Source organism: Bacillus sp. C1 (assembly GCF_054570475.1).
Genome location: NZ_JBTMZT010000009.1, coordinates 30266 through 54571 on the forward strand (window position 1 = coordinate 30266; position 24306 = coordinate 54571).

A 24306-nucleotide genomic window follows, 5' to 3' on the forward strand; every position below is an offset into this window, starting at 1 on the left:
TAGTGGTTTTATATATATGTTTTGGCTCGGTAGCTCAGTCGGTAGAGCAGAGGACTGAAAATCCTCGTGTCGGCGGTTCGATTCCGTCCCGAGCCACTCTCAGGATATTAAGTGGGCCCACTTAATATCCTTTTTATATTGTTCAATTTTACAAATGAGGGTAGTTATTTTACAATAGAATGAGAAGCCTCTAGCAGTTGAAGCTAGAGGTTTTTCTGTAGATTATATCGTGTTCCATGTATAAGTGGAGCACAAAGGATTCTATGAGAATAGAGGATAAGACACTCAAACAAAGGATAAAGTTGTATAGATATATGTGATGTAAAAGACTATGTATGTTTGAGGATGAATAATGATATTTTTATTAGGAGGAACGAAACAATGATGGGAAAAAAAATCTTGGTCGTTGATGATGAGAAGCCGATTGCGGATATTTTAAAATTTAACTTAGAAAAAGAAGGTTTTGAAATTGTGATGGCACATGATGGTGATGAAGCCATTGAAAAGGCAAACGAAGAACAACCAGATATGGTTTTATTGGATATTATGTTACCAGGGAAAGATGGGCTAGAAGTTTGTCGTGAAATACGAAAAAGTTCCGAAATGCCAATCATTATGCTAACTGCAAAAGACTCTGAAATCGATAAAGTGTTAGGATTAGAACTTGGTGCAGATGATTACGTAACAAAACCATTTAGTACGCGTGAATTGTTGGCACGTGTCAAAGCAAACTTACGTCGTCATCAACAAGGCGGTTCAGCTGAAAAAGAAGAGAATACAGAAATGGTTATCGGACCAATTGTAATTAATCCAAATGCGTATAGTGTAACAAAAAGAGATGAAAGCATAGAACTTACGCATCGTGAATTTGAATTACTTCATTATTTAGCGAAGCATTTAGGACAAGTTATGACACGTGAACATTTACTACAAACAGTTTGGGGATACGATTATTTTGGAGATGTACGTACAGTAGATGTGACAGTACGTCGTTTACGTGAAAAAATTGAAGATAACCCAAGTCACCCAACTTTAATTGTAACAAGACGTGGAGTAGGGTATTACTTGCGTGATCCAGAGCAGGAATAGTATATGAAGAAAGTTGGTTTTTTTCAATCGATTCATTTAAAATTTGTGCTCATATACATGTTATTAATTTTGATAGCAATGCAGGTTATTGGTGTATATTTTGTTCGTGAATTGGAGAAAAGTCTTGTACAAAGTTTTAAGGATTCATTAACGCAGCAAACCAATTTATTGTCTTATAATTTGAAGCAAGAGTTTGCAAAGGAGCGTGAGAAAGGGGATCCAACTTTAGAGGATGCACTTAAAACATCAATCACTGAATTTGCCTCAGACCGTAAAACGAATATTCAAGAAGTAAAGGTTATTGACCCAAACAGGCGTCTATTAGCAATATCTAATCAATCTAAGCAAGGTATGATAGGTAAAACGATAACAGACATAACAGTACAAAGAGCTCTTGTACAAAAAAAGGCTGAAGGAAAGATTGAGAAAGAGGGAAGTACGGGTCATCGTGTTCAAGTTATGGCTACTCCAATCGAAGGCGAGAAGGGGAAAATAATTGGTGTCATTCATATTGTTGCTTCCATGGAAGATGTTTATAAGCAGATGAAGGACATCAATCAAATCTTTGCGACCGGAACAGTGATAGCCTTATTAGTAACGGCAGTTTTAGGGATTTTGTTAGCTCAAACAATTACAAGGCCGATTTCTGATATGCGAAAACAAGCAATTGAAATGGCGAAGGGGAATTATTCCCGTAAAGTAAAAGTAAATAGCCATGATGAAATTGGTCAATTAGCACTAGCGTTTAATAATTTATCTAAAAAATTACAACAAGCGCGTTCTTCAACTGAAAGTGAGAGACGTAAACTTTCATCTGTTTTATCTCATATGACAGATGGTGTAATAGCCACTGATCGAAAAGGAGATATTATTTTATTAAATGATCCTGCAGAAAAGATGTTAAACGTTTCACGTGAAACGGCGTTAGATCAGTCTGTTTTAGATGTATTAGGCATTCAAGAGGAATTTACACTCGATCATTTATATGAAGAGCCGGATTCTGTTTTATTAGATTTCAGTACGCGAAATGAACCGTACATCTTGCGAGCAAGTTTTTCTGTTATTCAAAAAGAGACAGGAAAAGCAAATGGTTTAATCGCTGTATTATACGATGTGACGGAACAAGAGCGTATTGATCGTGAGCGCCGTGAGTTTGTAGCCAACGTATCACACGAACTGCGGACACCATTAACAACGATGCGCAGCTATTTAGAGGCACTTAGTGATGGTGCATGGCAAGATCCGAATATTGCACCACAATTTTTAACGGTGACACAAGAAGAAACAGAAAGAATGATTCGACTTGTGAATGCGTTGTTACAGCTATCTAAATTAGATAGTACAGAACATCGTTTAATGAAAGAATGGGTAGACTTTACGGAGTTCTTTAATAATGTTATTGATCGTTTTGAAATGTCGAAAGAACAAAATGTAATCTTTAAACGTTCGTTCTCTAAGAGATCTCGATTTATTGATATGGATGCTGATAAAATTACACAAGTGTTATATAACATTATTTCGAATGCTTTAAAATATTCTCCTGAAGGTGGAACAGTAACATATCGCCTGCGTGATCGAGAAGATATGTTAGAAATTAGTGTAAGTGACCAAGGGATGGGGATTCCAAAAGAAAATGTCGATAAGGTTTTTGAACGTTTTTATCGTGTCGATAAGGCACGTTCAAGACAGATGGGTGGAACAGGATTAGGTTTAGCGATCGCTAAGGAAATGATTGAGGCCCATGGTGGCTCTATTTGGGCAAAAAGTGAAGAAGGGAAAGGGACAACCATTTACTTCACTCTTCCGATGGCGAAGGAAGATGAGGATGATTGGGAATGAACATGGAAAACTTTAAAACCATTGTTCTCATTAATTTAGTTGTCATCAGTCTGTTTCTTACTTTTAATTTATGGACATATGTACCAGATTCCAATTCGATGCAAAGTCCTAAAATTGTTCAAGGGAATGCAGATGCGCTAAAACAAGATGTTTCAAATATAATCGTCCCATCCTCAATGATTATTCATAAGGATAAGAAGCATTTGGTAAGTGAAAAGCAAGATAATATTAACTTGTTATATACAATAATCCAAAGAGGGGAATTACATGATTTTAAGGATATCACGAACACTATTTCTAAAAGTGATTTCCTCTCTTATGTGCATGGGGAAGGTAAGATTGAAATTGTGTTCCCAACAGAGATTCCATTAGATGCGATTAGAGGCGTATTAACAATTAAAGATAAGAAATTAGATATGCTGAATTTTGATCGTATCATTATCGATCCTTCTAAAAGTCGTGATCAAAATATTGATGTGAATTTTGTTTCTTATAATAGTCGCAAAGTATATAAAATGACATTAACGGGTGTGAATTTAAAGGATATTGTAAATGCCCAAAATCAATTTTTAGCTTTAGCAAGACCGTATTTTTCGTATTCGGTAAATGATACGAAAACAATATTTTTACCAGATGGACCAACAGAAATGCAAAATTTATTATATATTACGACGGAATTGGCCGTAGAATCATTCAAGAATGCGCTATTTAGTGATCCACGTTATGTGCAACCGATTTCTAATGAAACAGAAGAGACGTATACGGATGGAATTCGTCTTATGCAAATAAACAAACAGAATCGAATGTTAGAGTATACGAATTCATCTGTAGCCGGTGGTGCACGTATGTATGGATCTCTTCTTATGCAGCGGAGCTTTGAATTTGTTAATAGTCATAGTGGATTAACTGATGCGTATCGATTTGATTATATAAATTCTAAGGGTACTACTAAATTTCGATTGTATGAAGAAGATTTACCAGTATTTAATCAGGGCGGAATGACTGAATTGAAGCAAGTATGGGGATCAGAAGAATTAATTAGTTATAGACGTCCATTATTTAGATTGTTAATTGGTAAAGCTGAGGGAGAAAAAACAGTGCTTCCACCTGGATGGACAGTGATTACATCATTAGAAAAAAATCCAAATGTAGATAGAAAGTTGATTCAACATATTGGAATCGGTTATAAATTAGTACCAGAAATTGGGTCAGATTCATCGAACGGACAAGTTACAAATGGAAACTTAAAGCCGATTTGGTATGTAATGTATGGTGAAGATGGTCAAGTATATGAGTGGAATGGAGAGAAGGAGGGAGAGTTGGTTGGACTGGAATCGGATTAAAACGATATTTATTATTACCTTTTTTATTTTAGACCTCTTTCTCGTATTTCAATTCATTCAAAAACAAGATAGTAACCAATTAGAGCTTATGACAGAAACAAAAGTTGAACAGCAGTTAAAGGATGATAAAATTACCATTGGTGATTTACCAAAAGAACCAAAGAAATATTCCTTTATTACAGCGAAAAATAAGACGTTTAAGGAAGAGGATATTCGTTCCTTAAAAAACCAAACAGCTATATTACAAGATTCAAATACAATTGTAGGTAAATTAAAAGAACCATTGTTAAACACAAAGACGCTTTCTAAAGATAAATATAGTGAGTTTTTGAAAAATTATGTGCTAGATGGTCAGAAATATGAGTTTGGTAAAGCAGATGCAACGAAAATTTATTTCTTCCAAAAATATAAGGATCAGCCTATTTTTTATAATGATCATGGGATGATTGTTGTGGATGTGAATGAGAAAGGTGAGTTTGTTTCGTATAAACAAACAATGTTAACCGATTTAAAAGAGATGGGCGAGAATGAAAAAGCAAAAGAGCAAGAAATTATTACAGCTCAAACAGCTTTAGAAAATTTATACTTTAAAAATGAAATAAAACAAAATACGCATTTTAAAGAAGCGCAAATTGGATATGCAACTCTTGTTGCATCGTCTGCCTCTAATATACAAGTGCTTGCTCCGACATGGAATTTAAAAACAGATCGAAAAGTAGATTATTTTGTAAATGCTATTGAAGGACAAGTTATGAAATTAGGGGAAGAAAAGGAAAATGAAAAAATAATGGAGTGAGCAGAAATGAGTTTGCATTTTAGTGTACTTGCAAGCGGCAGTACAGGAAATGCGCTATATGTAGGGACTGAGAAACAAAAATTGCTCGTTGATGCCGGCTTGAGCGGAAAAGCGACAGAAGCTTTATTTAAGCAAGCTGAATTAAATATTCAAGATATATCAGGTATTCTTGTTACACACGAGCATAGTGATCATATTAAAGGTCTCGGCGTTTTAGCACGTAAATATCAATTACCCGTGTACGCAAATGAAAAAACGTGGAGCGCTATGGAGCATTTAATTGGTAACATTCCAACTGACCAAAAATTTGTTTTCTCAATTGGTGATGTGAAAACATTTGGAGATATTGAAGTGGAGTCATTTGGGGTTTCTCATGACGCAGCAGAGCCAATGTTTTATGCATTTCATCATGATAATAGGAAACTGGCTCTCATTACAGATACAGGTTATGTGAGTGATCGGATGAAAGGTATCATTAAAGGAGCAAATGCATTTGTGTTTGAAAGTAACCATGATGTGGAAATGCTTCGTATGGGACGCTATCCGTGGAGTATAAAACGGCGTATTTTAAGTGATGTGGGTCACGTTTCCAATGAAGATGCCGCACTTGCGATGACAGATGTTATCACAGATGAGACGAAACACATTTATTTAGCGCATTTGAGTTTAGATAATAATATGAAAGAACTAGCACGTATGTCTGTTTCACAGGTGCTAGAAGAAAAGGGTTTAGCGGTTGGAGAAGCTTTTGAGATACATGATACTGATCCGAAGGCACCAACGAAAATTCAATACGTATAATTCTTGATTTTAGTAAACAATAAAGGAGAATATAGTTGTTTTCGGAAGGATTGGTGAACAAATATGTCCTTTATTGATGAAGAAGAATTTCGTATGAAGCGAACAAATAAAAAGAAGCACAAAGGTATTGTCATTTCTAGTATAGCGGGAACAATTGTAGGGGCTTCATTATTTGCATTTGGAGCCCCTTTATTTTCTGAATCTGAGACGAGTTCCTTACAGCAGGCTGAGGCAAGTGGAGAAAATGTGGTAGTAAAGCAATCACAAATAGCGCCTCATTCTGGTTTTGTAGATGCTGTTGATCGTGCATCGGAGGCTGTTGTTGGTGTGATTAATATTCAACGTGATAATTTTTCAGAAGCAGATGCGGAAGCCGGAACAGGATCAGGTGTTATTTATAAGAAAACAAACGGTCATGCTTACATTGTAACAAATCATCATGTTGTTGCAGGGGCGAATCGTATTGAAGTGAGCTTAAGCGATGGTAAAAAAGTTTCTGGTAAAGTATTAGGTAGTGATGTCGTTACAGACTTAGCTGTTTTAGAAATAGACAGTAAACTTGTAAAGAAAGTCATTGAGATAGGTGATTCTAATACAGTCCGCCGCGGAGAAGCAGTAATTGCAATTGGAAATCCACTTGGATTACAGTTTTCTGGAACGGTAACACAAGGGATTATTTCCGCAAATGAGAGAATTGTTCCTGTAGACTTAGACCAAGATGGGCATTATGATTGGCAAGTAGAAGTTTTGCAAACTGATGCAGCCATTAACCCAGGGAATAGTGGCGGCGCACTTGTAAATGCAGCCGGTAAACTAATTGGCATCAACTCAATGAAAATTGCTGCGAAAGAGGTAGAGGGAATTGGACTTGCTATCCCGGTTACAAGGGCGGTTCCTGTGATGAATGAGCTTGAAAAATACGGGAAAGTAAGGCGGCCTTATGTAGGAGTTGAACTTAGGTCTTTAAATGAAATTCCGAATTATTACTGGTCTGAAACGTTGCATTTACCAGGTAGTGTAGCAAATGGTGTTTGTATCTTAGATGTAAAGAGCCCATCACCGGGTGCAGATGCAGGACTTAGGGAACATGACGTAATTGTGGATATTGATGGAAAGCCAATACATGATATTATCGAATTCCGAACGGTATTATATAATAAAAAGATTGATGATAAAATGACTTTGACGTTTTATCGTGGTACAAAACGAGCAACAACAACGGTGAAATTAGGCAGTCAAAATTATTGAGAAAACAGGAGGGCGGTCCTCCTGTTTTCTATTGTGGAATAGTGAGGTGAAAAAATATGGAACTACCTTGTTGTTTAGAACATGTAGAATTAGCATTGGATATTATTGTGGATGAATGTGAAGTGGCGCCGGTTATCAACAGTGTGGATAACTTAGAAAACGAACAAAAAACATGTGAATTTTGTCAAAACAAGGCGACATATGTTGTATCGAACACAGATTCCCACACAATATGTGGGTAATGCATGTGGATATGTGGATAAGTTTTGTGGATAACATGTTTGTAAGGTGGGGAGTACGTGTGAATATCTCGATTATTTCAATCGGAAAATTAAAAGAAAAATATTTAAAACAAGGTATTGCAGAATACTTAAAACGACTTTCTGCGTATGCAAAAGTAGAAGTAATTGAATTGCCAGATGAAAAAGCACCGGAAAACTTAAGTGAAGCAGAAATGTTAATTGTAAAGGAAAAAGAAGGAGTGCGTATACTGGATAAAATTTCAGATGATACGCACGTTATTGCATTAGCAATTGAAGGAAAGCAAAAGTCATCAGAAGAATTTGCTGAGGGATTGGATCGTCTTGCTACGTATGGAAAAAGTAAAATAGCATTTGTTATTGGGGGATCACTAGGGCTTAGTTCGGAAGTGATGAAGCGCTCTAACGAATCACTTTCATTCTCGAAAATGACATTGCCGCATCAGTTGATGAGATTAGTACTTTTAGAGCAAATTTATCGTGCTTTTCGGATTAATCGTGGTGAACCGTATCATAAATAAAGCGAATCTTTAAGGTGAAATACCATATGAGATGGAATACCTTGTAAGTTGATCGTAACAATTACAGGGATTTAATATAGGGAAGAATCACCTTGATTAAAAAGCTTATATAATTATTTATTACCATTAAGAAGACCATTGGGCAACTATCCGATGGTCTTCTTAATAGCGCATAATAAGTGGAGAAACCATTGGTGAAAATGAAATAAGATATAAAACCGTATTCTTCCAAATGAAGAAAATAGTAAAATTAGTTTTCTTGAATAAGGATGTTTCTATTTATAAAAAATTATATTGTACTATCGATAGAACAATATTTCATTTTGTTCTAAGTAGTCAAAGAAGTGGGGAATTAAGATTGAAAAAGTTTAAGAAGTTTTACTTAGAGGTTACGAGTGTATGTAATCTTGCATGTAGTTTTTGTCCACCAACAGAACGACAGAAGCAATTTCTTTCTGTAGAGGAATTTTCTAAGAGATTGGATCAAATTAAACCTCACACAGACTACATTTATTTACATGTAAAAGGTGAACCATTACTTCATCCTAAAATAGATCAATTACTAGACTTAAGTCATGAAAAGGGGTTTAAAGTTAACATTACGACCAATGGAACTTTAATTAATAAAAAGAGGGAAAAATTATTAAATAAACCTGCGCTAAGACAGATGAACTTTTCCCTGCATAGTTTTGATGGTCACCCAGGATCTGAAGATAGAGAAGGATATGTAAGAAGCATACTTTCTTTCATTAAAGAAGCAACGAGCCAATCCGAATTAATTGTTTCACTACGACTATGGAATCTTACACAAGATAATAAAACAAACGTAGAAATACAACGAAACAGGCAGTTATTAGAGATTATTGAGAAAGAATTTGATTTACCATACAAAATTGAAGAGCAGGTTACACCAGGAAGTGGCGTGAAAATTGCGGAGCGTATCTTCATCAATCAAGATTACGAATTTCAATGGCCAGCGTTACATGAAGAAGAGGATGATGGGAAAGGATTCTGCTATGGTTTGCGAAATCAAGCTGGTATTTTAGCAAATGGAACTGTTATCCCTTGTTGCTTAGATGGTGAGGGCATTATTGATCTTGGAAATATTAATGATGCTTCATTTTCTGAAATTATCGAAGGCGAAAGAGCCGAAAATCTTGTAGATGGATTTTCACGAAGAGTAGCTGTTGAGGAATTATGTAGAAAATGTGGGTATCGTAAAAGATTTGGGAAATAAGAAATGAGACCTCATAGTAAGAATGGTACATACATTCTCATGGGGTCTCATTTTTGTTATATTAATGCATGTTTCTTTCATATAAAGGGTAAATCAATCTTAGTATACTTTATCACCATTAAAGATTGAATTTTTTACGACAACATAATCTACAGTACGAATGGCATCTAATTTCGTTCCACCAGCATAAGAAATAGAGGACTGAAGATCTTGTTCCATTTCGATTAATGTATCTTCTAAAGATCCTTTATGCTCGACAAACATTTTTTTGCCTTCTACATTTTTCTTTTCACCTTTTTGGAATTCAGAAGCTGAACCAAAGTATTCTTTGTAAAGCTTGCCATCTCTTTCGGTTGTTTCACCTGGAGACTCCTCATGGCCGGCAAATAATGAACCAATCATAACCATAGTCGCGCCAAATCGAATCGACTTAGCTACATCACCATGAGTACGAATACCGCCATCAGCAATAATTGGTTTGCTAGCAGCTTTCGCGCACCAACGTAGTGCAGCTAATTGCCAGCCGCCAGTTCCGAAACCTGTTTTTATTTTTGTAATACATACTTTACCAGGCCCGATACCTACTTTTGTTGCATCAGCACCAGCGTTTTCTAATTCTCTAACTGCTTCTGGAGTTCCCACGTTCCCTGCAATAACAAAGCTTTCAGGTAAATGTTGCTTTATGTGTTGAATCATTTTGATCACTGCGTTGGAATGACCATGTGCGATATCTATCGTAATATATTCAGGAGAAAGTTGTTCAGTAGCTAATTGTTGCACAAATTCATATTCTTCTTCTTTTACACCAACACTAATAGAGGCGATTAATCCACGGGAATGCATATCTTTAATGAAAGAGATACGTTTTTCTGGTTCAAAGCGATGCATGATATAGAAATAATTATTTTCTGCTAAATATACAGCAATTTTCTCATCGATAATTGTTTGCATATTTGCAGGTACGACAGGTAATTTAAATATATGTTTTCCTAAAGTTACACTTGTATTACACTCAGAACGACTATTTACTATACATTTTGCAGGAATTAATTGAATATCTTCATAGTCAAATACATTTTCCATTACTTACACCCCTAAATACGAATGATTTAAAAATTTTATATAAATTTGTTCGTCCAATTGGTAATGTACATCATTTTTTTTAATAAGTCAAAGATTTTAATACATATTTATCGAAAATTGGTGTGAGAATCGATTTTTATTGCTTTAATGACGAATTTTACATGTATTATTTCGGAGAATATTCGTTTTTTTGAGTGTTAGTTATAAATGTTCAACTAGTAATTTTAAAATAATATGTCACTATATAATTTAGAAAGGAAAATCTTAATGATATGACTGCTTTTTTATTTGGAATTAATCCCGATTTAGAGGTAGGTTCCAGTATAATAAAATATGGTGAAATAAACTTATACGATGGTAAAAATAAAGTGATATCGCTCATTAGCGAAGAATTATTAAAATTGTTAATGCGGGATAAATAAAAGAATATATAACAAAATGAGGTTAGTACATGAGTGAAAAAAGTTTTAAAAATTATGCATTAAGTAAGGAAATCGTAAGAGCACTTACTAGCTTGCAATATGAAAAGCCAACAGAAGTACAAGAGAGAGTTATTCCAGTCGCACTAAAAAAGAAAGATCTTGTTGTGAAATCACAAACAGGAAGCGGAAAGACAGCTTCTTTTGGTATCCCGCTTTGTGAAATGGTTGAATGGGAAGAAAATAAGCCACAAGCATTAATCCTTACACCAACTAGGGAACTTGCTGCGCAGGTAAAAGAGGATATTACGAATATAGGAAGGTTTAAACGTATTAAAGCGACTGCGGTTTACGGGAAATCCCCATTTGCGCGTCAAAAATTAGAATTAAAACAAAAAACGCATATCGTTGTCGGAACTCCGGGACGTGTGCTAGATCATATTGAAAAAGGGACTCTTTCTTTAGAGTGTTTGAAGTATTTAGTGATTGATGAAGCAGATGAAATGTTAAATATGGGATTTATTGATCAAGTAGAAGCGATTATTGATGAGCTACCTACAAATCGAATGACGATGCTATTTTCTGCGACATTACCAGAGGATGTTGAAAATTTGTCTCGCACATATATGAAATCCCCAATTAACATCGAGATTAAAGCATCGGGCATTACGACAGATAAAATTGAGCATAATTTGCTAGAAGTAAGAGAAGAAGAGAAATTTTCGCTTCTTAAAGATATTACAACTGTTGAAAATCCGGATAGCTGTATTATTTTTTGCCGTACACAAGAAAATGTAGACCATGTATTTAGGCAGCTAAAAAGATCTGGCTACCCTTGTGACAAACTTCATGGCGGTATGGTGCAAGAAGATCGTTTTGCAGTGATGAATGACTTTAAAAGAGGGGAATTTCGCTACTTAGTCGCGACGGATGTAGCGGCAAGAGGAATTGATATTGAGAATATTACCCACGTTATCAATTACGATATTCCATTAGAAAAAGAAAGCTATGTACACCGGACTGGGAGAACGGGACGTGCTGGTAATAGCGGAAAAGCAATTACATTTGTAACACCGTATGAAGATAGATTCTTAGCAGAGATTGAAGAATATATTGGTTTTACAATTCCACAAATGGAAGCTCCGTCAAAAGAGGATGTAGCAAATGATAAGGTAGCATTTCAGGAAAAAATAAATGCGAAACCAATTATAAAGAAAGACAAAAGTGCGGGATTAAATAAGGGAATTATGAAGTTGTACTTTAATGGTGGGAAGAAAAAGAAAATCAGAGCGGTAGATTTTGTTGGTACAATTGCCAAAATTCCGGGTGTCACAGCAGATGATATAGGGATTATCACAATACAAGATAACGTTTCTTATGTTGATATATTAAATGGAAAAGGTCCACTTGTTTTAAAAGTAATGAAAAATACGACGATCAAAGGTAAGCAGCTAAAGGTTCACGAAGCGATTAAATAAAAAAACGATCCACTCTAACGGGTGGATCGTTTTTTTATTTGAAAAATAAGGGAATTATGTAAGAATAAATTTGTTGTATTCGTATATATAAGTGAAGGGGGAGAAGACATGAATGATAGGGAATTAGTAGCTGAAATAAAAAAACAAAATACGGAAGCACTGGATCAATTGATTCTTCAATATAGTAAATTGATTTATGGAGTAATCGGAAGTGTACTTGGGGAGAATCATGAAAGAGCAGAAATTGAAGAATGCTATAACGATGTTCTTCTCATACTTTGGTATAAAATAGATAGTTTTCAAATTGAAAAAGGACAACTGAAGAATTGGATTATTTCTATTGCGAAGTTTAAGGCACTCGATTATAAAAGAAAGCTGAAGAGAAAAAGAATGGAACAAACAATAGAACAACTTATTCTACAAGATGATGAAGATATAGAAAAGAGATTACTCCAAGAAGAGGAAAAAAGGATTGTTTTACAAGCAATTCATCAGCTAGATGGTGTAGAGCATAGTATTTTTTATCGAAGGTATATTGTGGATGAAAGTATAGATGATATTTCAAGAGGATTACATATAAGTACAGGTGCAGTGTATACAAGATTATCGAGAGGAAGGCAAAAATTAAAAAAGATAATGGAGGGATATTATGAATTATGAAGGCTATACTATAGATCAAATTGTTTTCGAGCAGTGGGATGAACAAGAAATATCCCGATTTGAAGCAATAGGAGAGCGTCTTGTTGGGAGCCTGGAGAATAAGAAAAAAGATATCAGAAAGCGAATTGCTAGAGAAAATTTTCAAGAGATAGAAGTAAAGGCAAATAATGAGTTAGAAGAAAATGAATTTATTGAATTACAATTTCAAGCAAGAGCTACAGGTGGCTACTATTTAGGGGCCATTATGTGTTCAGCAGACTATGCCGTAATGCCATTAGCGCTTATGGATGTGGGTAATCGCTTTGTTGTTTTTGGGACAAGACATAAAGTTATGATTTATGAAGTAAAGGAGCTTTATCAAATTCAAAGAGCATATATTATAGATTATGATGATATTTTTAAATACTATTACAAAATAAAAAAGAACAGTACGGTATTATGTTTTAAAGCCGAGAAGGATAAGTATAGCCAGTTAAGAGAATGTTCCAATTGGATGTTGTACGGGTATTTACAGGGGAGAATTAATATGATTATTAATAGCTCAGATAGAGAAATTATAGCTAAGTACTTTGATAGAGAGATAAATTTGAAAAGAGGAGTGAACTAAATAATTTTTTAGTTTGTTGGAAAACAGGAGCTAAGAGGCTCCTATTTTTTGTCGTTTTTTGTTGGTTAGTCGATATCCTTTGTCGAATCGCTGATATATTGTGGGAAACGGTTGATATATTTGAAAAATCGCTGATAAAATTTCATTCATCACCTTATACGAACAAACTTCGTCAGATCACCATGTTTTTTTAATCATTTTGTAGCATTTCTCTTTCTTCATAGCCTGAAAAACCACCTAAAACTAGGTGGTTTTATTATATGTTTAAGATTCTTTCAAATCATCTACTAATTTTTCCGCTAAACGTCTATACATATTGCTCATCGTTACAAATGAGGTCAACAATAAAAATTTCTCTAGTTCTTGATCTTCAAATGAAGTAGTAGCTTTTACTTCAGAAACTCGGTTATCTACGTCCTTTTTAAAAGTTTCAACATTTGCTTCTGTAAGGTTGAGATAATTTCTGTAGAGAGTGTCCAATTCAAAAGTATCTTCGTTTATTAGCTTTTCATTAAGAGGTGTTAAAGAGCTTTTAATATCATTAATGGAGAGAGCCCCTTTTAATTGATAAATTAAACTAATTAAAATCATATGCTCTTTTGAGTATTTTTTATTTTTGATAGGAATGAATAATTTCCCTTTTGCGTAATTATTGATCATTGTTTTTGTTAATACTTTTTCATCATCTGTTCTTGTTGTGTCACTATAGTTATTTTCAAATAATTGAACTACTTGATCTACGTATAAATCCACATTAGGAATATCTTCAAGCGTGATGTTTTTCTCTAAATGTAATGTTTCTAGTAAGTTCTGTATGTTTTCCATATAAACCCTCACCTTTGTAGGAATAATGTACACTGTATCTTTAAATATGGTATTACGAAACAAATGAATTGTAAATGTTGACCTCACAAATGATTGTGTATATAATTACATGTAGTTATATAAACTACGTGTAATTATATGAGGGGTGTTAAATGTGAATGTTTATGTAAGAGAACCTGTTAATGCTTTTACCCATTTAGGCGGTGCTATTTTATCATTTGTTGCACTTTTAGCTATGCTTGTAAAAGTCTCGATAAAAATGCCTTCTATTTCTACAATTTCAGCAGTTATTCTATTTGGAATAGGAATGATGATTCTGTATACGGCTTCGGCCATGTATCATAGTGTTGTAGCAAGTGAGCGTGTTATATATTTCTTTAGAAAACTGGATCATTCTATGATTTTCCTCTTAATCGCAGGTACATATGCACCTTTTTGTTTAATTACATTAGAAACTGCAAATGGTTTGCTATTATTCGTTTTAGTTTATGTAACCGCTATGTGTGGCATTGTTTTTAAAATGTTTTGGTTCAATTGTCCAAGGTGGTTATCGACAGCAATTTATCTTATGATGGGGTGGTTAATCGTGTTCTTCTTTGGACCACTATCAAAAAATCTAAGTATAGAAGGTCTGTTATTTTTAGTGCTCGGTGGCGTTTTTTATACAATTGGTGGATTTATTTATGGAGCAAAACCAAGATGGTTAGAGTTTAAATATATGGGGCATCATGAAATTTTTCATGTTTTTGTGTTACTAGGTAGCCTGGCTCACTTTGTATGTGTATATTGTTATGTGATTTAGGAAAAATAAATACATTCTATGTATATAATGGCTACATATCATGAGGTATGTAGTCTTTCTTATGAGAATGATATAATTCGAGCAGACGTGGTACAAAGGATCTATGCCACTCATTTCTCAAAGAAATACATTTCGAATTGTATTCTAGCCTCTTAGCATTTCTTTTTTTTTGTAATGCTGGTATGATAATGTTATCGTTTTCAGGATCAGTGTATAGTAAAGAAATTCTGTTTTTTTGGGAATGAGCTATATTGAAAGCGTTTAACTAATAAAGTGTTTAATGTGTGTTGTTTTAATTTTAAAGGTAGGAAGTCCTACCTATTATCTATGAAAAAATATCGTTATCAAATATTGATATATGAATGCAATTTGATTTTCTAACAGATACATTATGGTTATGAAGAACAAACAGAGACCTTCACTCATTTGCTCCTTCTGTTTTCACATGGAATGGGGCTAAAAAAGGAACTGGCCGCTCCTATCCATGGCCGGATCCTCTCATCCATCTGAAAAGGATGGTTTGATGTTAGTTTTTTAATTTGGATTTATATATTATTTTGTTTTGTATGTATTCCATTTTAACTAGGAAGAAGAATACTACTAGTATAATTTTATGATATGGGGAGGATAGGTTGTGAAAAGGAATGACTTTTCACATACATATATATGGGTTACGTTGGGTTATTACTTTCAGGAGCAGCTTTATTTTTAAATAGTCTAGTTATATTAGGAAAAGCAGAAGAAAAAAGTGTAGGTGTTTTTAACTTATTTGTAGGGGTGCTACAAATTGTAATACCGTTTTATCTCATTATGATTTCCGATCAGAGTAATTGGACTGTGTATTCATATGCAGCTACTTTTTTATTTGGTTTAACTTATTTGTATGTAGGGATCACATTTATTACAGGTATGAGTGGTAATGGGCTAGGGTGGTTTTGTTTATGGGTAGCAATTGTTTCCTTATTCTATATGGTTGTATCGTTTATTCAATTTCAAGACATTGTTAATGCGCTGACTTGGTTTATGTGGGCACTTCTTTGGTACTTATTCTTTGTATTAAATGTACAAAAAAAGAATATAAATCAATACCTTGGAAGGATAGCATTTGTACAATCATGGGTAACACTTACACTCCCCTCACTTCTATATTTTATGGGAGTATGGGGAACTAAAGCGGTATATCAGATGTTAGTCTATGTCTCGGTGTTTTCAATTTTATATTTTTGCTACTGTATTTTTAAATATCGAGTACGGTAACGGCTGGAGTTAGAGAAGCAGGGAATCTATATGAAGATTCCCTGCTTTTTACATATGTTAACAAGTATAATAAGAGGGAGGGCGAGTACCCCATTTTGTATAAGAAACTCAAATAATTAGGGGATGGTACAAATGAAAAAAGTATTAGTATTAGGGGGAACAAGATTTTTTGGGAAAAGGTTAGTTGAAAGTCTTTTAGAGGCCGGTCACGAGGTGACAATTGCAACGAGAGGGCTTACAGGAGATTCATTTGGTCCTACCGTGAAAAGGCTTGTGGTAGATCGTGAAGATGAAATTTCACTTCAGGAAACATTATCTGAGGAAAGTTATGATGTTGTGTATGATAATCTTTGTTATAGCTCTAATGCAGCAAAAATAATGTGTAATGTACTACATAATAAAGTGAAAAAATATATTATGACATCCTCGATGGCTGTGTATGATTCAGCTTTGTCTTTAATAGAAGAAGATTTTAATCCATATCAGTATCCGATTAGTTATGGAGACAGACAAGATTTTTCTTATAGTGAAGGGAAAAGATTAGCAGAGGCTGTGTTATTTCAACATGCCACATTTTCTGTTACAGCAATTCGTTTTCCAGTTGTTATTGGTGAAAATGATTATACAAAGAGATTGCAGTTTTATGTTGAAAATATAGTAAGGAATAAATCCTTCGTAGTAGAAGATATGGAAGGAAAACTATCTTTTATCCATGAAAAAGAGGCAGGGGAGTTTCTAGCTTGGCTTAGCATGATAGAAGAAAGCGGTCCAATAAATGCATGCAGTAATGGTGTTATTACCACAGGTGATATTGTTCGATTTGTAGAAGATAATACAAGGATGAAAGCTTGTATTGAGGAAAAAGGGGAAAATATAAGCCCATATAATGGCATGACAAATTGCACGATGAATAATAAGAAAGCAAAGGGATTAGGTTTTCAGTTTAACAATTTAGAGACTGATATAAATAAAGTATTAAAATATTATATTAAATTGATTTAAAGTGCATTCATAAGTCCCCCGTTGGCAATCCGGGGGACTTTGGAGGATTTCGATAATACTGTTTCTACATTACCAAATTTACCTTATACGCATAACTAATGTTTTTGTGATTGAATTGCTTGTAAATACTTTTCATTTACTCGATCCCAGTTGACTGTATTCCACCAGTTTGTAATAAATTCTGGGCGACGGTTTTGATATTTTAAATAATAGGCGTGTTCCCATACATCGATTACGAGTAGTGGGATTTTTCCTTCTTCTAGTGGTGTATCTTGATTTGGTGTACTCATAATTGCGAGTTCGGTACCATCAAGAACAAGCCATCCATACCCGCTCCCGAATTGGCTAATGGCTGCTTTTGAAAGCTGGTCTTTGAAGTTGTCAAATGTATTGAAATAGTAATCAATTACTTTTGCAACGTCTCCATTCGGTTCGCCCCCGCCTTTTGGACTCATTACTTCCCAAAAAAGGCTATGGCAGAAATGGCCCCCACCGTTATTTCTTACAGCTGTAACAATTTCTGGTGGAAGAGTGTTTATAATGCATAATAACTCTTCTAAAGGTTTTTTTTGCAATTCTTCATGGCCTTCCAAAGCTGTATTTAAATTCTTCACATATGTTGCGTGATGTTTTCCGTGATGAAGGGCTAACGTATCAGCGTCAATATAGGGTTCTAATTCATCATAGTCATATGAAAGTTCGGGCAAATGAAATGAAGACATATAATCACCTCCTGTTCTGTGTAAAAGTTGCATTAGGTAAAAATAATTTACCTAACACAAAAATACACTTGTTTTTTTAATAAGTCAACAATAAAACGTGAAATCTCATTAATTTTCTGAAAAAATAAACAAAAAATTATAAATGCACGTTGATTGTTTAATAGATAAGTTGTTGTCGAGGAGAAAAGAGTAACTTGTACTAATGCTTTCTCGCTGTGTTAATTTGGTTTGTTACCACAATCCTTTTTGCTATACTGTAAAGTAATAGTGTCTTGGTGAAGTAGAAGGAGATTGCTTATGAATAAAATGAAAGAATTAATGGATGAAGCCAGAAAGTTTATTACGATTTGTTATGAAGAGTTAGGGAAGGAACAGCAAATAGAAGAACGTCTCACTCAAATTGTATCTGAAATAGAAGCGGCAGGAACGTATGAACATACTTTTGAGGAACTTGTCCATGGTGCGCGTATGGCATGGAGAAATAGTAATCGCTGCATCGGAAGATTATTTTGGAATAAAATGCACATATTGGATGCCAGGGAAGTGAATGACGAAGAAGGGGTATATAATGCATTACTTCATCATATTCGATATGCAACGAATAACGGAAAGATTAAACCGACAATTACAATATTTAAGCAGTATAATGGTGAACAAAATCATATTCAAATTTATAACCATCAGTTGATTCGCTATGCAGGCTATGAAACTGAAATGGGATTGATTGGTGATTCTCATTCTAATTTGTTTACAGCATTTTGTCAGGAGCTTGGCTGGAATGGAGAAGGTACAAGTTTTGATGTATTGCCACTCGTATTTTCCGTTGATGGACGAGAACCTGTATATAAGGAAATTCCTAAAGACGAGGTAAAAGAAGTTGAGATTGAGCATCCAGAATATCCATTTGCATCATTAGGGGCAAAATGGTATGGCGTACCAATGATTGCAGATATGCGTTTAGAGATTGGGGGGCTTTCTTATACGGCTGCTCCCTTTAATGGTTGGTATATGGGAACAGAAATTGGGGCTCGAAATTTGGCGGATCATGATCGCTATAATTTGCTTCCAGCTGTTGCGGAAATTATGAACTTAGATACTTCAAGAAATAGTACATTATGGAAAGATAAGGCGCTAGTTGAATTAAACGTAGCTGTTTTACATTCTTTTAAAAAACAAGGAGTAAGCATTGTAGATCATCATACAGCTGCGCAGCAGTTTGGACAATTTGAGAAACAAGAAGCAGCCTGTGGTCGTGTTGTGACTGGAAATTGGGTCTGGCTCATTCCTCCGTTATCACCGGCTACAACGCATATTTATCACAAACCGTATCCGAATAATATTATGACTCCAAATTTCTTTCATAAATAATAAAAAAAGCATTGAAATAATAGATTTCAATGCTTTTTCTTTTGATTAAGCTGAGTCGAGCACTTTTCCTTTTGTTTCTGGAACACACACTAGCATTGTAATAAGACCAATTGGGTAAATGATAAAGATAAGTGATAATGCCCCAAGTAAATTGCCACCTGTAGCGAGTAACCCGATGATTACCGGCCCAAATCCCGCTAATCCACGTCCTGTGCCAAAAATAAAATTTTCAGCTGTCGAGCGTGCTTCTGCTGGATAATTTTCTGCTAAGATTCCCCCAAAACCGCCCATCATACCGTTAGCGAAGAAGCCGAGTAAGGCGCTTCCCCATAGTAATAATGTTGCATCTGTGAATAGGAAGAAATAAATTAGACAATATATCGTGCCACCAATGTAATAGATGGTAAATGTTTTACGACGCCCAATTTTATCAGCTAAAATTCCAAATGTTGCAATGCCAATTAACATACCAATTGTAGTCGCGAGTGTCAGGTTTCCGCCCTCCACTGGCGTTAAGTGAAATTCTTTCAAAATATAAACGAGTACGAAAGATAAAAGCAGCATATCCAACCCTTCTGCTGCATAGCCAAGTGCAGAACCGAGCAATGTTTTATATCGCTTTGCCTTCGGTTCTTCTGTTATTTATTGTGCATTCCTTGTTACGTTCATCATTATTCCCCCTTGTTTGTTATACAGTCACTATAGAAGAATAATAAAAGGCCTTCTCACCTAGTATTGTGAGAAGGCCAAAAAAGCATACATATATCTATAAAAAGACATACGTACCTATATTCCGACTTCCTTCTCAACCTCACGGGGTTGTGTTAAAGGACTGTAATTATTTTATTTTTAGCACCATTCTATGCCCCTGTCAAATTTATATGAATGAAGAAGTAAAATGCAATTCATGTTTACTGTGCATAAACAATGGGCAAGACCTTCGAATAGTATGTAAAATAATAAGGCATTTTTTAGGACGGATGATGAATGAATCCAAAAAGTCTAGAAGTTACGGGAGCGTGGTTTCAAGCTGGTGGAAATATTATATCAGCCATTGGAAATACAAGAGGTTTTATAGGAGAAGAAAATATAGAGGACCCGCTTGTTATTGTTGGGGAATCATTGCAAGCTCTTGGAAATGTGCTACAAGCAGTGGCACCGGAAAATGCAGTAGATAAAAAGGAAACTGAACAGCTAAATGAATTAACTCATGACAAAGAGAATGAAATGATGAAAAATAAACAAACAGATGATGAAAAAGAGCAAGAAGAAAATAATGTAAAATCGATGGAGGAACGAGGAAAGTCACTTGAAAAAACAGGCGCTGAAGTGCAAGCTTTAGGGAATATTTCTGATATTATTGGGACAGTCTTGAATATGGAGAAGGAAGAAAAAGAGAATGATTATTTAATTATTGCGGGAAATAGTTTGCAATCATTAGGGGCTTTTTTAGAAGTTGTTGATGAACTTCGAGATGTTCCAGATATTCAATGGCTAGAGGTTATAGGAAACTCTATACAAACAGTAGGGGCGGGGCTACAAGCATTTCAAGGACTATATAATGTAACTAAAGAAGAAAAGATGGGGAAAGAAAATAATGGCCAGAAGAATGAATGGGAAGAGAAGGAAGCCAAAGTAGATGAGCAATTACTTGGGCTTATTGGTAACTGGGTACAGGCCATTGGAGCGGTCATTGAAGCAATTGGAGAAACAATAGAGCCACAAAGTTGATAAAGGGATGTTTTCACAATAAAGAAAACATTCTATTTTTATATAATTTCACTTTCGTGGATTTCTTCATCCTTGACTCTTACTCTATTATTTTCCGATAATAAAACTAACTAAACAAACAGAGGATGAATTACAGATGCTAGATTTAGTGCTTATGATGATTGAGCGTGTTGGATTAATTGTGATACTAGGTTTTTTACTTTCGCATATTAAAACATTTCGGCGCCTCCTTCATAAACAAGATGGATACAGGGATAAGCTCATGCTTATTTGTATTTTTTCGTTATTTACAATTGTGAGCAATTACACAGGGATTGAAATAGCAGGAAATACGATTATGAATGAAAATTGGCTACAAGGTGTTTCTTCATCGAGTACGATTGCCAATACGCGTATTATGGGCGTTGGGATTAGTGGATTATTGGGGGGGCCAATTGTTGGGATTGGCGTTGGTTTTATTGCTGGTCTTCATCGTTATATGCTTGGAGGGACAACAGCCCTTAGCTGTGCAATTTCCTCTATTTTAGCAGGGATTATTACTGGTTATATTGGCCATGTTTTTCAAAAGCACAATCGCGCCGTTACACCTAAGTTTTCCGCTATTTTAAGTATTGTGATTGTATCTTTAGAAATGGTAATGATTCTATGTATTGTAGAAGATGGGGTTAGCGTTGTGAAAACAATCGCAATACCGATGATTCTTGTGAATAGTTTCGGTAGTTTTATTTTACTTTCTATGGTACAAGCCATTTTGCGCCAAGAAGAAAATGCGAAGGCTTTACAAACTCATAAAGTACTTCGAATTGCTGACAAGACATTGCCTTACTTTCGCCGAGGTTTAACAGAGGAATCTTGTAAACATGTGGCACAAATTATCTATCGTTTTACAGGTACGGATGCAGTATCCTTAACAGATACAGAAAAAATATTAGCGCATGTTGGATTAGCATCAGATCACCATATTCCTTCACATAGTTTAATTACAGGATTGTCAAAAGAAGTATTAAACACAGGAGAAATAATGAAAGCGAAATCACGAGAAGTGATTAATTGTAAACACGAAGGGTGTCCATTGCAAGCTGCAATTGTTATTCCGCTAACATCACATGGAAATACAATTGGGACACTGAAGCTTTACTTTAAAAATCCAAACCAACTAAGTCGTGTAGAAGAAGAATTAGCAGAGGGATTAGCGAAGATTTTTTCGACACAGCTTGAGCTAGGGGAGGCAGAACTACAAAGTAAACTGCTTCAAGACGCAGAGATAAAAGCATTACAAGCACAAATTAATCCACATTTTCTATTTAATGCGATTAATACAGTATCAGCTTTATGCCGTACAGATGTAGAAAAAGCAAGAAAGCTCTTATTACAACTTAGCGTTTATTTTCGTTGTAATTTACAAGGGGCACGGCAGTTACTTATTCCATTAGAGCAAGAATTGAATCATGTACATGCATATTTATCATTAGAACAGGCGAGATTTCCAAATAAATATGAAGTGAAAACATATATTGGAGAAGGGTTACAGACGATGTTACTTCCACCATTTGTACTACAATTGTTAGTGGAAAATGCACTCAGACATGCTTTTCCAAAGAAACAACCCATTTGTCGAGTAGAAGTTCATGTGTATGCCAAAGAAGATATAATTCATTTTAAAGTGAAGGATAATGGTCAAGGCATTGAACAAGAGCGCTTAGAACAATTAGGAAAGACAGTCGTTCTGTCGAAGAAAGGAACAGGAACTGCTTTATATAATATTAATCAACGGTTAATAGGACTGTTTGGAAAAGATACGACACTGCATATTGAGAGTGAATTAGAAAAAGGAACAGAAATTTTATTTGCAATACCGATTCAAAGCATAAGGGAGGAAGAAAGCGGTGTTAAAGGTATTAGTAGTTGATGATGAAATGTTAGCACGGGATGAATTGAAATATTTATTACAGCGAACGAAAGAAGTTGATGTAATTGATGAAGCTGATTGCGTGGAAGATGCACTAGAAAAGCTAATGGGGAATAAACCTGATCTTGTCTTTTTAGATATTCAGCTTTCAGATGATAATGGGTTTGAGATCGCAAATATATTAAAAAAAATGAAGAACCCGCCGGCTATTGTTTTTGCGACAGCATACGATCAATATGCGCTACAAGCATTTGAGGTGGATGCATTAGATTATATTTTAAAGCCATTTGATGAAGAACGAATTTTACAGACGTTGAAAAAATATAAGAAGCGAAAGCAAAGCGAAACAGAGAAAAAGCAAGATGTAAAGGTGCCAGACGTAACTGCTGAGATGCATAAGCTTGCGCTATCAATAGAAGAGTCCATTGTACTTGTAAATATTGAAGACATTGTTTATGTAGGGCTTGTGGACGGGAAAGTAACTGTAAAGACAATCATGGAAACATATGTAACCCATGATACACTCGCTATTTTAGAAAAAAAATTGTTACAAACAAACTTTATGCGTGTTCATCGGAGTTTTATTGCAAATATCAATCATATTTCAGAAATACAACCTTGGTTTAACTCTACATATAATTTAATTATGAAAGAGGGGGCTAAGGTGCCTGTAAGTCGTACATATGCAAAGGATCTTAAAAAGCTGCTTCGTATTTAAGAAGCAGCTTTTTGCATTTCACCTCGTTATTTTTGTAACTGATTCCATATATTTGACGTTCCGATATGTAAACGCTTACTCAGTTGCTTACATCATATACAATGAAGGTACCAAATCGAAAGAGGTGGCTAAAATGAATACAAAAAAAGTATACAGTTTCTTATCACAAGCATTTGTTTTTTCAGCTATTATGTTAGTTTCTCATATGATTGCAACTCATCTACCAATCCCAATGCCTTCATCAGTAATAGGATTAGTGATTTTGTTTAGTCTACTATGTTTAAAAGTTATTAAATTGGAACAGGTTGAATCACTTGGAACAGCGTTAACAGGTATTATCGGATTTCTTTTCGTACCATCTGGTATTTCTGTTATTAACTCTCTTGGAGTAATGGGTCAATACTTTGTACAAATCATAACTGTAATCGTTGTTGCAACAATTATTTTATTAGCAGTAACTGGTTTATTTGCACAATTTATTCTAGGTAAAGATGAAAACGAAACAACAGATACAAAACAATTAGATGTTACACATAAAGGACGCAAACACGGAAAAGTTGCGTAACTATTAGACCATAAGTGATTAGGAGG

Annotated in this window: 24 protein-coding genes and 1 tRNA gene; 21 read left to right on the forward strand and 4 right to left on the reverse strand. The window is 34.8% G+C overall.

Annotation, left to right across the window (positions count from 1 at the left end; genetic code table 11):
* Window positions 1-23: 23 nt before the first annotated feature.
* From ACX5JI_RS20040 to ACX5JI_RS20085, 10 genes are all read left to right on the forward strand, one after another.
* Window positions 24-96 (forward strand) — tRNA-Phe (locus tag ACX5JI_RS20040).
* Between the two features lie 285 nt (window positions 97-381).
* The gene (walR, locus tag ACX5JI_RS20045; protein WP_459502794.1) at window positions 382-1089 is read left to right on the forward strand and encodes a cell wall metabolism DNA-binding response regulator WalR; all 708 of its coding nucleotides are present in this window, start codon (window positions 382-384) and stop codon (window positions 1087-1089) included.
* A gap of 3 nt (window positions 1090-1092) precedes the next feature.
* Complete coding sequence (gene walK, locus ACX5JI_RS20050) at window positions 1093-2928, forward strand: cell wall metabolism sensor histidine kinase WalK (protein WP_459502795.1); 1836 nt, start codon at window positions 1093-1095, stop codon at window positions 2926-2928.
* Entirely contained in the window at window positions 2925-4271 is a 1347-nt protein-coding gene (locus ACX5JI_RS20055; protein ID WP_459502796.1) for a YycH family regulatory protein, read from the forward strand. Before walK ends, ACX5JI_RS20055 begins: the two co-directional genes overlap by 4 nt.
* The gene (locus ACX5JI_RS20060) at window positions 4252-5067 is read left to right on the forward strand and encodes a two-component system regulatory protein YycI (RefSeq protein WP_459502797.1); all 816 of its coding nucleotides are present in this window, start codon (window positions 4252-4254) and stop codon (window positions 5065-5067) included. Before ACX5JI_RS20055 ends, ACX5JI_RS20060 begins: the two co-directional genes overlap by 20 nt.
* Before the next feature lie 6 nt (window positions 5068-5073).
* Window positions 5074-5868 carry an exodeoxyribonuclease YycJ gene (gene yycJ / locus ACX5JI_RS20065; protein ID WP_459502798.1) on the forward strand — a complete coding sequence of 265 codons (795 nt, stop codon included), beginning with the start codon at window positions 5074-5076 and terminating at the stop codon, window positions 5866-5868.
* A 63-nt stretch (window positions 5869-5931) separates the two neighbouring features.
* Window positions 5932-7116 carry a S1C family serine protease gene (locus tag ACX5JI_RS20070; RefSeq protein WP_459502799.1) on the forward strand — a complete coding sequence of 395 codons (1185 nt, stop codon included), beginning with the start codon at window positions 5932-5934 and terminating at the stop codon, window positions 7114-7116.
* Between the two features lie 56 nt (window positions 7117-7172).
* Window positions 7173-7358, forward strand: a complete 186-nt coding sequence (locus ACX5JI_RS20075) for a CxxH/CxxC protein (protein ID WP_459502800.1) — start codon at window positions 7173-7175, stop codon at window positions 7356-7358.
* A gap of 59 nt (window positions 7359-7417) precedes the next feature.
* Window positions 7418-7897 (forward strand): 23S rRNA (pseudouridine(1915)-N(3))-methyltransferase RlmH, encoded by a 480-nt coding sequence (rlmH, locus tag ACX5JI_RS20080; RefSeq protein WP_459502801.1) that lies wholly within the window; start codon window positions 7418-7420, stop codon window positions 7895-7897.
* A 358-nt stretch (window positions 7898-8255) separates the two neighbouring features.
* Window positions 8256-9134, forward strand: a complete 879-nt coding sequence (locus ACX5JI_RS20085; RefSeq protein ID WP_459502802.1) for a radical SAM/SPASM domain-containing protein — start codon at window positions 8256-8258, stop codon at window positions 9132-9134.
* A 99-nt stretch (window positions 9135-9233) separates the two neighbouring features.
* On the opposite strand, the gene guaC is transcribed toward ACX5JI_RS20085, so the two are convergent.
* A complete protein-coding gene (gene guaC, locus ACX5JI_RS20090; protein WP_459502803.1) occupies window positions 9234-10217 on the reverse strand; it encodes a GMP reductase in 984 nt (327 codons plus the stop codon).
* Window positions 10218-10668: 451 nt separating this feature from the next.
* Between guaC and ACX5JI_RS20095 the strand changes: the two genes are divergently transcribed.
* The 3 genes from ACX5JI_RS20095 to ACX5JI_RS20105 all read left to right on the forward strand — a co-directional run bounded on the left by ACX5JI_RS20095 (window position 10669) and on the right by ACX5JI_RS20105 (window position 13381).
* Window positions 10669-12114, forward strand: a complete 1446-nt coding sequence (locus tag ACX5JI_RS20095) for a DEAD/DEAH box helicase (RefSeq protein ID WP_459502804.1) — start codon at window positions 10669-10671, stop codon at window positions 12112-12114.
* Between the two features lie 108 nt (window positions 12115-12222).
* A complete protein-coding gene (locus tag ACX5JI_RS20100; protein ID WP_459502805.1) occupies window positions 12223-12774 on the forward strand; it encodes a sigma-70 family RNA polymerase sigma factor in 552 nt (183 codons plus the stop codon).
* Entirely contained in the window at window positions 12764-13381 is a 618-nt protein-coding gene (locus tag ACX5JI_RS20105) for a hypothetical protein (RefSeq protein WP_459502806.1), read from the forward strand. Before ACX5JI_RS20100 ends, ACX5JI_RS20105 begins: the two co-directional genes overlap by 11 nt.
* Before the next feature lie 264 nt (window positions 13382-13645).
* On the opposite strand, the gene ACX5JI_RS20110 is transcribed toward ACX5JI_RS20105, so the two are convergent.
* Complete coding sequence (locus ACX5JI_RS20110) at window positions 13646-14206, reverse strand: DUF1836 domain-containing protein (RefSeq protein WP_459502807.1); 561 nt, start codon at window positions 14204-14206, stop codon at window positions 13646-13648.
* Between the two features lie 154 nt (window positions 14207-14360).
* Here ACX5JI_RS20110 and trhA point away from each other — a divergent pair, with 154 nt between their 5' ends.
* The 3 genes from trhA (at window position 14361) to ACX5JI_RS20125 (ending at window position 17267) form a co-directional block, all read left to right on the forward strand.
* Window positions 14361-15008 carry a PAQR family membrane homeostasis protein TrhA gene (gene trhA, locus ACX5JI_RS20115; protein ID WP_459502808.1) on the forward strand — a complete coding sequence of 216 codons (648 nt, stop codon included), beginning with the start codon at window positions 14361-14363 and terminating at the stop codon, window positions 15006-15008.
* A 666-nt stretch (window positions 15009-15674) separates the two neighbouring features.
* Complete coding sequence (locus ACX5JI_RS20120; RefSeq protein ID WP_459502809.1) at window positions 15675-16265, forward strand: AmiS/UreI family transporter; 591 nt, start codon at window positions 15675-15677, stop codon at window positions 16263-16265.
* A 132-nt stretch (window positions 16266-16397) separates the two neighbouring features.
* Entirely contained in the window at window positions 16398-17267 is an 870-nt protein-coding gene (locus ACX5JI_RS20125) for an NAD-dependent epimerase/dehydratase family protein (protein ID WP_459502810.1), read from the forward strand.
* Between the two features lie 95 nt (window positions 17268-17362).
* Here ACX5JI_RS20125 and sodA read toward each other — a convergent pair whose 3' ends face one another.
* Window positions 17363-17989, reverse strand: coding sequence for a superoxide dismutase [Mn] (gene sodA, locus ACX5JI_RS20130; RefSeq protein WP_459502811.1), 627 nt, complete (start codon window positions 17987-17989; stop codon window positions 17363-17365).
* Between the two features lie 297 nt (window positions 17990-18286).
* Between sodA and ACX5JI_RS20135 the strand changes: the two genes are divergently transcribed.
* Window positions 18287-19357: a nitric oxide synthase oxygenase gene (locus tag ACX5JI_RS20135; protein WP_459502812.1), complete on the forward strand. Its 1071-nt coding sequence runs from the start codon at window positions 18287-18289 to the stop codon at window positions 19355-19357.
* Between the two features lie 45 nt (window positions 19358-19402).
* Here ACX5JI_RS20135 and ACX5JI_RS20140 read toward each other — a convergent pair whose 3' ends face one another.
* Window positions 19403-19999: an MFS transporter gene (locus tag ACX5JI_RS20140; protein ID WP_459502883.1), complete on the reverse strand. Its 597-nt coding sequence runs from the start codon at window positions 19997-19999 to the stop codon at window positions 19403-19405.
* 345 nt (window positions 20000-20344) lie between these two features.
* Here ACX5JI_RS20140 and ACX5JI_RS20145 point away from each other — a divergent pair, with 345 nt between their 5' ends.
* From ACX5JI_RS20145 to lrgA, 4 genes are all read left to right on the forward strand, one after another.
* Complete coding sequence (locus tag ACX5JI_RS20145; protein WP_459502813.1) at window positions 20345-21088, forward strand: DUF6944 family repetitive protein; 744 nt, start codon at window positions 20345-20347, stop codon at window positions 21086-21088.
* A 136-nt stretch (window positions 21089-21224) separates the two neighbouring features.
* Window positions 21225-22997 carry a LytS/YhcK type 5TM receptor domain-containing protein gene (locus tag ACX5JI_RS20150; RefSeq protein ID WP_459502814.1) on the forward strand — a complete coding sequence of 591 codons (1773 nt, stop codon included), beginning with the start codon at window positions 21225-21227 and terminating at the stop codon, window positions 22995-22997.
* The gene (locus ACX5JI_RS20155) at window positions 22975-23715 is read left to right on the forward strand and encodes a LytR/AlgR family response regulator transcription factor (RefSeq protein ID WP_459502815.1); all 741 of its coding nucleotides are present in this window, start codon (window positions 22975-22977) and stop codon (window positions 23713-23715) included. The genes ACX5JI_RS20150 and ACX5JI_RS20155 overlap by 23 nt, the downstream gene beginning before the upstream one ends.
* A gap of 133 nt (window positions 23716-23848) precedes the next feature.
* Window positions 23849-24280, forward strand: coding sequence for an antiholin-like murein hydrolase modulator LrgA (gene lrgA / locus ACX5JI_RS20160; protein ID WP_459502816.1), 432 nt, complete (start codon window positions 23849-23851; stop codon window positions 24278-24280).
* Window positions 24281-24306: the final 26 nt, after the last annotated feature.

Coding starts and splice junctions, on each gene's coding strand:
- walR (WP_459502794.1), top strand. CDS start 382: ATGATGGGAAAAAAAATCTTGGTCGTTGATGATGAGAAGCCGATTGCG.
- walK (WP_459502795.1), top strand. CDS start 1,093: ATGAAGAAAGTTGGTTTTTTTCAATCGATTCATTTAAAATTTGTGCTC.
- ACX5JI_RS20055 (WP_459502796.1), top strand. CDS start 2,925: ATGAACATGGAAAACTTTAAAACCATTGTTCTCATTAATTTAGTTGTC.
- yycJ (WP_459502798.1), top strand. CDS start 5,074: ATGAGTTTGCATTTTAGTGTACTTGCAAGCGGCAGTACAGGAAATGCG.
- ACX5JI_RS20070 (WP_459502799.1), top strand. CDS start 5,932: ATGTCCTTTATTGATGAAGAAGAATTTCGTATGAAGCGAACAAATAAA.
- ACX5JI_RS20075 (WP_459502800.1), top strand. CDS start 7,173: ATGGAACTACCTTGTTGTTTAGAACATGTAGAATTAGCATTGGATATT.
- guaC (WP_459502803.1), bottom strand. CDS start 10,217: ATGGAAAATGTATTTGACTATGAAGATATTCAATTAATTCCTGCAAAA.
- ACX5JI_RS20095 (WP_459502804.1), top strand. CDS start 10,669: ATGAGTGAAAAAAGTTTTAAAAATTATGCATTAAGTAAGGAAATCGTA.
- ACX5JI_RS20100 (WP_459502805.1), top strand. CDS start 12,223: ATGAATGATAGGGAATTAGTAGCTGAAATAAAAAAACAAAATACGGAA.
- ACX5JI_RS20105 (WP_459502806.1), top strand. CDS start 12,764: ATGAATTATGAAGGCTATACTATAGATCAAATTGTTTTCGAGCAGTGG.
- ACX5JI_RS20110 (WP_459502807.1), bottom strand. CDS start 14,206: ATGGAAAACATACAGAACTTACTAGAAACATTACATTTAGAGAAAAAC.
- ACX5JI_RS20120 (WP_459502809.1), top strand. CDS start 15,675: ATGGGTTACGTTGGGTTATTACTTTCAGGAGCAGCTTTATTTTTAAAT.
- ACX5JI_RS20125 (WP_459502810.1), top strand. CDS start 16,398: ATGAAAAAAGTATTAGTATTAGGGGGAACAAGATTTTTTGGGAAAAGG.
- sodA (WP_459502811.1), bottom strand. CDS start 17,989: ATGTCTTCATTTCATTTGCCCGAACTTTCATATGACTATGATGAATTA.
- ACX5JI_RS20135 (WP_459502812.1), top strand. CDS start 18,287: ATGAATAAAATGAAAGAATTAATGGATGAAGCCAGAAAGTTTATTACG.
- ACX5JI_RS20145 (WP_459502813.1), top strand. CDS start 20,345: ATGAATCCAAAAAGTCTAGAAGTTACGGGAGCGTGGTTTCAAGCTGGT.
- ACX5JI_RS20150 (WP_459502814.1), top strand. CDS start 21,225: ATGCTAGATTTAGTGCTTATGATGATTGAGCGTGTTGGATTAATTGTG.
- lrgA (WP_459502816.1), top strand. CDS start 23,849: ATGAATACAAAAAAAGTATACAGTTTCTTATCACAAGCATTTGTTTTT.